Annotated in this window: 1 protein-coding gene; it reads left to right on the top strand. The window is 67.4% G+C overall.

Features of this window, described 5'->3' with window-relative positions; translation table 11 throughout:
* Positions 1-4: 4 nt before the first annotated feature.
* Entirely contained in the window at positions 5-169 is a 165-nt protein-coding gene (locus tag AXK11_RS10390) for a PEP-CTERM sorting domain-containing protein (RefSeq protein ID WP_082780795.1), read from the top strand.
* Positions 170-224 lie beyond the last annotated feature (55 nt).

Genomic DNA, 224 nt, shown 5'->3' with positions numbered 1-224 from the left:
CTACATCCAGATAACCCCCTTCGGCGCCGTCCCCGAACCCACCACCTACGGCGCCCTCCTCGGCGCAGCAGGCATCGGCCTGTACCTCCTCCGCCGCCGCCGCCGCTGCCGCAAGTCCTCGAGACCAGCCCTGCGCGGGCGGCGGTGGCGTGGCGCCACGTGCCATTAAATTTGCGATTTTGCCCGTGCGCTGCGCGCCCGAACAAAATCGCAAATTTAACGGG

It is taken from the genome of Cephaloticoccus primus, from assembly GCF_001580015.1.
Classification (GTDB): domain Bacteria; phylum Verrucomicrobiota; class Verrucomicrobiia; order Opitutales; family Opitutaceae; genus Cephaloticoccus; species Cephaloticoccus primus.
Note: the sequence above shows the minus strand (reverse complement) of the source record. Positions and strands in the feature narration are given on the sequence as shown.